Annotated in this window: 3 protein-coding genes; 2 read left to right on the plus strand and 1 reads right to left on the minus strand. The window is 45.5% G+C overall.

Annotated elements, in window-relative coordinates:
- The first annotated feature begins 171 nt into the window (after positions 1 to 171).
- Positions 172 to 2202, plus strand: coding sequence for an exodeoxyribonuclease V subunit alpha (gene recD / locus V4C51_RS16525; RefSeq protein ID WP_330927280.1), 2031 nt, complete (start codon positions 172 to 174; stop codon positions 2200 to 2202).
- Here the strand turns inward: recD and V4C51_RS16530 are convergent.
- On the minus strand, positions 2177 to 5842 hold the full coding sequence (locus V4C51_RS16530; protein ID WP_330927281.1) for a hypothetical protein: 3666 nt from the start codon (positions 5840 to 5842) through the stop codon (positions 2177 to 2179). The genes recD and V4C51_RS16530 overlap by 26 nt on opposite strands.
- Before the next feature lie 225 nt (positions 5843 to 6067).
- Here V4C51_RS16530 and V4C51_RS16535 point away from each other — a divergent pair, with 225 nt between their 5' ends.
- Positions 6068 to 7084: a type I asparaginase gene (locus V4C51_RS16535; protein ID WP_330927282.1), complete on the plus strand. Its 1017-nt coding sequence runs from the start codon at positions 6068 to 6070 to the stop codon at positions 7082 to 7084.
- Positions 7085 to 7206: the final 122 nt, after the last annotated feature.

A 7206-nucleotide genomic window follows, 5' to 3' on the forward strand; every position in this document is an offset into this window, starting at 1 on the left:
GAGAATAGCGGGACTATTTGACGAACAAAAGCGACTTTTTAGACCCATTTATCGTAGCCGCAGTAGGAGCATGACTTTTAAGACTGCTTCTTACTAGTAATGATAACTGTCGTTTACCAACTGACTACCGGTTAACAACTCAGGCAGTGAAGAACCCAGGTAACAACAACCATGCTGGACATGCTGAAGACAATGAGCGTTGAGGGACTGATCAGACCGATTGACTATCAGTTTGCCCGATTTATTGGGCAGCTTCATCACACTGATCCGGTAAATCCGGTAATGCTACTGTGTAGCGCCCTGGTCAGTCATCAGTTAGGTCAGGGGCATGTCTGCCTTTCCTTTGCCGCTTTGCAATCCCATCAGCTCATCGAGGGCGCTGAAGAGATCAGCGCACAGTTAGTGTCAAAATCTGGCCTGCCCGTTGATCAGTGGCCTCAGCATCTCACGCAGTCCCCTGTTGTCGGTGACGGAAGGACACCAACACCGCTGGTGCTCGATAATAACCGCCTCTATCTCTATCGCTACTGGTTATACGAAATCAAAGTGGCGGCATTTATCCGCTGTCAAAAACAGGCAGAGGTTGATAGTGAAGCAGCGAGTTTAATTCTCGATCGGCTATTTAAACGTCAATATACGTTTATTTATACGCAGTGTGCCCCACTGAAAGAGCCCTCTGCTCAAAAAGAAGCCTTAATTAAATGGCTCGATATCAAACACGCCGACCGGCTGGACTGGCCCTCTATTTATCGGTGTCTGAGCGGGGCCAAAAAGCCTGAAGATCTTACCGACCTTGATAAACTGATTCCGGGCAAATACTGCCTGAATTGGCAGAAAATTGCGGCAGCACAGGCGGCTATGGAGCATTTTACTCTTATCAGTGGGGGCCCTGGGACCGGGAAAACAACCACGGTAACAAAATTACTGGCCATGCTGGTAGAACTCAGCCTTCATAAGCCCGCGTTACCGGTTATCCGTCTGGTGGCTCCCACCGGCAAAGCTGCCGCGCGGTTAACGCAGTCCATTGGTGCCGCCATTGATTCACTGGACTGTGATCAGGCGGTAACGTCAGCCATTCCTACCGAAGCGGGAACCATTCACCGATTACTGGAGGTTCTGCCCGGTAACAGGGGTTTTCGCCATCATCAGCATAACCGACTGCATTTGGATATACTGGTGGTTGACGAGGCGTCAATGATTGATCTGCCATTGATGAGTCGTTTATTAGAGGCGCTGCCTGATCATGCCCGACTGATTTTACTTGGCGATCAGGATCAGCTCGCCTCTGTAGAGGCTGGGAGCGTATTGGGTGATATTTGTGAAGCGGCTGAAGGCGGTTACTCTGTTGCCACAGCGACCAGACTGACGCGATTAACGGGTTTTCCCCTTGAGAAAAAACCCTATACAGCCGATACGCCCGGCCCCATCAATGACAATTTATGTCTGCTTGAGAAAAGCTACCGTTTTGATCAACGCTCAGGTATAGGCTCATTGGCTAACGCCATCAATACCAAAAATATTAAAGCCCTGAAGCGGACGTTTAGCAGTGGTTTTAACGATATTACGCTTTATAGTACCGATGAGGCAGACTATCAGACGCTGATCGCATTGTGTACGGAGTGTTATCGCGCTTACCTGGGGGAGATTCATTCAGGGCGTTCATATGGGGAGATATTGCAGGCATTTGGGCAGTTTCAACTGCTGTGTGCCCTGCGTGAAGGCAAATACGGTGTTTCGGGGCTCAATATGGCCATTGAGCAATCACTGATCCGTGAACAGCTGATCGCACAAGACCGGCTCTGGTATGAAGGGCGTCCCGTGCTGGTGACGCAAAACAGCCATGACCTCGGGCTTTATAACGGGGATATAGGTATTGCCTTAAATGACAACGATGGACGTTTACGTGTTATCTTTGGCATGCCCGACGGTAGCATAAAAACTGTGTTGCCCAGTCGGCTGCCAGCCCATGAGACGGTTTATGCCATGACCATACACAAAAGTCAGGGGTCAGAGTTCGACCATGCTGCTGTTGTGCTGCCCGATAAGGTTAGCCCGGTTTTAACACGCGAGCTGATCTATACAGGCATCACCCGTGCGAAAAAAAAACTTGACCTTTTCTGCCGCAAAAAACTCCTTGTTGATGCGACCCAAACCGCCACAGCACGATTATCTGGCCTTAAGGCGCGTCTGCGGGGAGCATAGCATTGAGTGTATCAATACTACCGAGACTATTACGCAGGAGAGACTCAGCGGTTTCACACTCGTTTTCCTTGAGTTGTTTAAGTTGCTCTATAAGCTCTTCAGGGGTCATTGTTAGCTGCTTCACATCGGCGTTCACCTTCACGCCCCTTGCGGCATCATCCTTTTTTCGCATTTGTTTTAATTCACGGCGCTTTTTAACGGTTTCACTGAGCATTGTGGCTGTTTCTTTAAGAATATTCAGTATTGTTAACAACCTTTTCTTATGGAACTTTATTGCCTCTATCTCAGTAACCAGTGTCCTGAGTAAATCCTGGCTATCCTGAACATGGGTACAATAATCCATTATGAGATTAATGGCGTTTTCTTGTTCTGCTATGGCCTTCTTGATGGGGCAGTCACCGTTTGAATACATAGTCAATAATCGTTCAGTTTCTATCTTTTTATCCACCAGATCCTGGTGTTTGGGGAATGCGGGTGGTTTTCTGATGCCTGAACTCTTACGAATCACCATTTTTTCACGGTATGACTTGACGCGCTCCCTGAGTGACCGCACCTGCTGAAAAAACTGATCACAGAATTCCAACTGGTACATTCTATAATTAGCCTTAATCACCAGTATCCTGGCTTTGAGCAGGTCATGCGCACAGTCCACTTCCTCTGTTTTCGCTATAGCGTCCCTGAAAAATTTTTTGGCTTTTTTAATGCTGTTGATTGATCGGTTATTGGCTTGCTGTTTTCCTCTCTCAGACAGCGCATCGGCAGCCATCAGTATTGCTGCTGTTATTCTTTCACGGTACAGCGGCTCTTCTTCAATCAGGTCATCACCTTGCTGGTCGGTTGGTTCGTCACTTTGCTGATCCGTTGGTTCATCGCCGTCATACCTCTCCCATTGATGATTTTCGATATGCTTTTTATAAGCCGCTGCCCTTTGCGCTGATAATATCGCCTCCTGTTTTGTTTCCTCATCCCAGATCTCCTGATAAGCCGCATTAGCTGATGCTTCTTCGGCTTCTTTTTTAAATCGTTCTCTGTTTTCGAGATCCAACCGAAGTGCTGTCCATCGGTTTCTCAGCGTATCTTTTTCTTCAAGGTTAAATTGATAGCATCGGTCGAGGGCTTTGGAGAAAGCATCGCATAGCCCGCTAGCGCTTTCCCGGTGACCTTCTTCCACCAGGCGGATGAATTGATCCATGCACTGCAGTATAAAGGCAGTACATTCCTTATCGTCGACCTTCCCAAGTTTACCGCCACGCTCAATAGATAATATATCGCCAGCCAGGTGGACATGTCTGATGATTTCATTGACAGAAAAACAGTCAAATTCTACCGTCTTCGCAAGCCCCTTAAAAAATAAAATAGCGTCTCCAGAAAAATCAAGCCTTGATTCTACATACCTTGGAATTGAAAATGCGATAAGTTTAACCATTTCCCTGGCACATTGCTCATCAAAATCTGGATAAAGGTCTGGAGCACAGCAGATAGTGTTGAAAAAGAGATAGTGATGGTAATTCTTTTTATTTTCCTCATCTTTATTAAAATAAAAATCTCCATTGTAGATGATACTGAGATTGTTTATCTCATTCAGCATCAGTAACAGGTCCAATGTAAAAACACACGGGTATTTTTGTACCCAAGGATAAAAACCTATTTCAGTTATTTCTCGCGTGTCATAAAATCGGACAATATTTTGTGACAAAATGGTTGTGTCGACAAAAAAACATTTAATCTTTTCAGCAACATACTTTAAGAAATAATTTTTCCTCAATGATTTTTTTTGTGCCTCACCCAATGAAATAATTTTTTCGTAAAAATGTGTTAAATGATCAAAATTTAATGCTAAAAATTTCTCGTAGACACCCTGGTTTAATGGCTTTTCTAACGTGAACAGTAATTTTGTTTCTGACTCGAACGCTTTAAATCTAGCTATAAATAATTCCTCTTCTTCTTCAAATTCTTTTTCATAGCCACTGGCTAATTTTTTCTGATTTCCTGCCATCCTAAGCCAGTTTATTTTGAAAAATCGGCTTGCCCTTTTTGCCAAATATGTTTTTGATGCTCTTAATTGCAAAGCGAATGGGGTATTGACAGGTTCCGAACCGTTTTTTTGTGATTCTGTGGCCCGGCTGTTCTCTGTCGCAGGTTTAACAGGCTGTTTTGCCGCCATGTTTGCATCAGTGACAGTCTCACCACTGGCAGTACTCTCTTTACTCTCTTTGTCATGCCCGTCAGCTTGGGTCGATTTTTTTTGGGGTCTTTTTCGGGATTTTTTCTTTTTTGTCGCCCCCGACTCGGCTAAAGCCACTTCTGTGGAGGCGCTTGTTGTTGCATTGGTTTCTGTCTGGTTGCCCATACCATCAGCATCAGCAGGGTGACATGCCTGCACACCAGAAACGCCTTGTGTTACCTCGTCAGGGCATTGGGTAGCCTCTGCTCCCTCGCTGGTGCCAGGCTTTTGGTCAGACTCTTTTGTTAGCGTTGTTAATGTTATCGAAGGGGTATCAGCATCTTCCTTTTGATCTGGGCTATTGCCAGCGATCTTTACCCGTTCTTGTTCTTCCTCAATATAGGCCAAACAGAGTGTCGTGATCTGCTCTTTTGCGGCCCGCGCGCTGTTTAGCAGTTTGTCAGCACCATTATCTCCTGCATCCTCTGCTGTTATTTTTTCATAATAAGGGCGGTGCTTTTCCCATAGGGTATGTGTTTTTTCAGTATGATCGAATAGACTTTTGATTAATGCTCTGTTGTTACCGCGTGCACCGCCTTGCAGTGATGCCGCTAATTGCCGTTGTTCTTCGCTGAAGGTTAAGCTTTCCAGCATTAAATGCCCATAAATGGACAATACCTTCATATTTCTGTTACCAAACCCTGCCCGATCTTTGGCTAACAGAGACAGATTGGTTATACCCAAGTGATGATCAAACGTTAATTCCGACAGCCACATAGGCTTCAGTGCAGTATTGACAGAAATCAGTGTTTTTTCATAGGGCGTATAAATAATTTCCAGTTGTTCAATACTCTGATTTAACCCAAGTAAGCACTCAGGAAAGCGCCCAGCTTGATGATCGCCGTTATTAACAGGGTGTTTTTCGGCGTCTGACAATAAAGGTAATACCTTAATCTCAAAATCACTGGCATTGATAACACCAGGGAGCCAGTCTCCGTGCACAATGCCTTTATCAGAGAAAACAGTAGTCTTTAGATTATTGAGAAACTGCTTTGCCATCGCTTTATCCGCAAAGGTGAAATCAAGCCCTTTTATTCTATTTGTCTCTTTGCTGCCATCAATATAGATTTTTTTGGGCGTCAGCCGGTCAAATGCCTCAGAGCCAAACAGAAACATTTTCCCGTCAGTTTTTTCTTGAAGTGTTTGAAAAATATGTAACACCCTGTCCCTTAAAGCATCGGTAATACAGGTCTGACAATACCCATAATAATAAAATTTGTCATTCTCCCCCCTCGATGCTGTGATGACAAAAAGGTTGCACTTCTTACAGTTAAAATGTGAAGGGACTGTGTTTTTCTGTTGAGTAACACCGCTGTTTGTTGTATCACCCTCATTTTTGTCAGAGGCAAAAGGGGGGCTACCTATCCATACAATAAAAGAAAGAAACACGATTAATCTATGGAGAGGTGACATCATTATTAAAAAACCTTTTTATCAGAAAGTAAAATTCCCTAACCACTATAGCGTTGATTTCAATCCTGCATCAGATATTTAAAAAAATAATCTGATGATGGAATTAATATCACCCGGTACAGAAATACGCTTTCTCCACTGCCGGGAGTTTTCACCCCTTACCACGCTCTCTATCCCTTGATGACTATGATAAGATTCAATCTATGAGTTATGAACATCAGGCTTATTATGTCTAAAAAAATATATGTTGCTTATACCGGTGGCACCATTGGCATGGTGCTCACTGACAAAGGTTATGTGCCAACGAATAATCTGCTTGAGCTGTTACTGAAAAAATTGCCAGAGGCGACTTTAGCGCAGTTACCGGCCTTTGACCTGTTTGAGTACCCTTTATTGATTGACTCGAGCAATATTCAACCGGCCCACTGGCAGGTTATTGCGGCAGATATCAGCAACCGTTATGAGCAATATGATGGCTTCGTTATATTGCATGGCACTGACACCATGGCTTACACCAGTTCCATGTTGTCTTTTATGCTACAGGGTCTGGGAAAGCCGGTGATCGTCACCGGGTCACAGATCCCCTTATGCGAGCCTGACACAGACGCCCTTGATAATGTTATGGGTGCGCTGACTGTCGCTGAACAGGAGACAATAAAAGAAGTTTGCTTATATTTTGCCGGGCGTATCCTGCGTGGGAATCGCAGTCGAAAAATCCACACATCTGCCCCAGCCGCTTTTGACTCGCCCAATGCCCCCTGGCTCGGTACGCTGGACACCGCGCTGGCTGTTAACGAGGAGTTGTTATGGTCATCAAAGCCCGCGACATCGTTTAATCTGGCCTGTGATATTGCCCCCCACGCAGCGCCTGTTTCCCTTTTTCCGGGCATCAGCGCAAAGTATCTGTCTGCCCTGCTTGATCAGCCGTTTTCAGCCTTTATTTTACAGACTTATGGGGCCGGGAACGGACCCGATCAGGATCAGTCGTTACTAAAAACCCTCTCAAAAGCCACCGCCGCAGGCAAGGTGATCGTGAATGTTAGTCAGTGTTATCAAGGCAGTGTAAGCCAGGGGGTGTACGGCACAGGGACCGCACTGGCCGATGCCGGGCTGGTCAGTGCCTGCGATACAACCCCTGAAGCGCTATTTTGTAAGCTACACTACCTGCTTTCCCAGGGTTTTCAATCGGAACAGGTGAAAGCGGCTGTCAATACCAGTCTTTGTGGTGAGGTCACCGTTCAGTAAGAAGCCGTCTTAGCCACCTTGAAACCAGGAGCCTGACCGAGAATAGCGCCCGTAGCGAGGATTACGAGAAATTGAGGATAAAAATTTCTGCTTCTGAGGATAATAGTGGGGCTATTTGACGA

This window comes from Candidatus Sororendozoicomonas aggregata (assembly GCF_031528575.1).
Lineage (GTDB): Bacteria > Pseudomonadota > Gammaproteobacteria > Pseudomonadales > Endozoicomonadaceae > Endonucleibacter > Endonucleibacter aggregata.

What these genes read in the sequence shown, in the direction of transcription:
- recD (WP_330927280.1), top strand. Translation starts at nt 172, where the DNA reads ATGCTGGACATGCTGAAGACAATGAGCGTTGAGGGACTGATCAGACCG.
- V4C51_RS16530 (WP_330927281.1), bottom strand. Translation starts at nt 5,842, where the DNA reads ATGATGTCACCTCTCCATAGATTAATCGTGTTTCTTTCTTTTATTGTA.
- V4C51_RS16535 (WP_330927282.1), top strand. Translation starts at nt 6,068, where the DNA reads ATGTCTAAAAAAATATATGTTGCTTATACCGGTGGCACCATTGGCATG.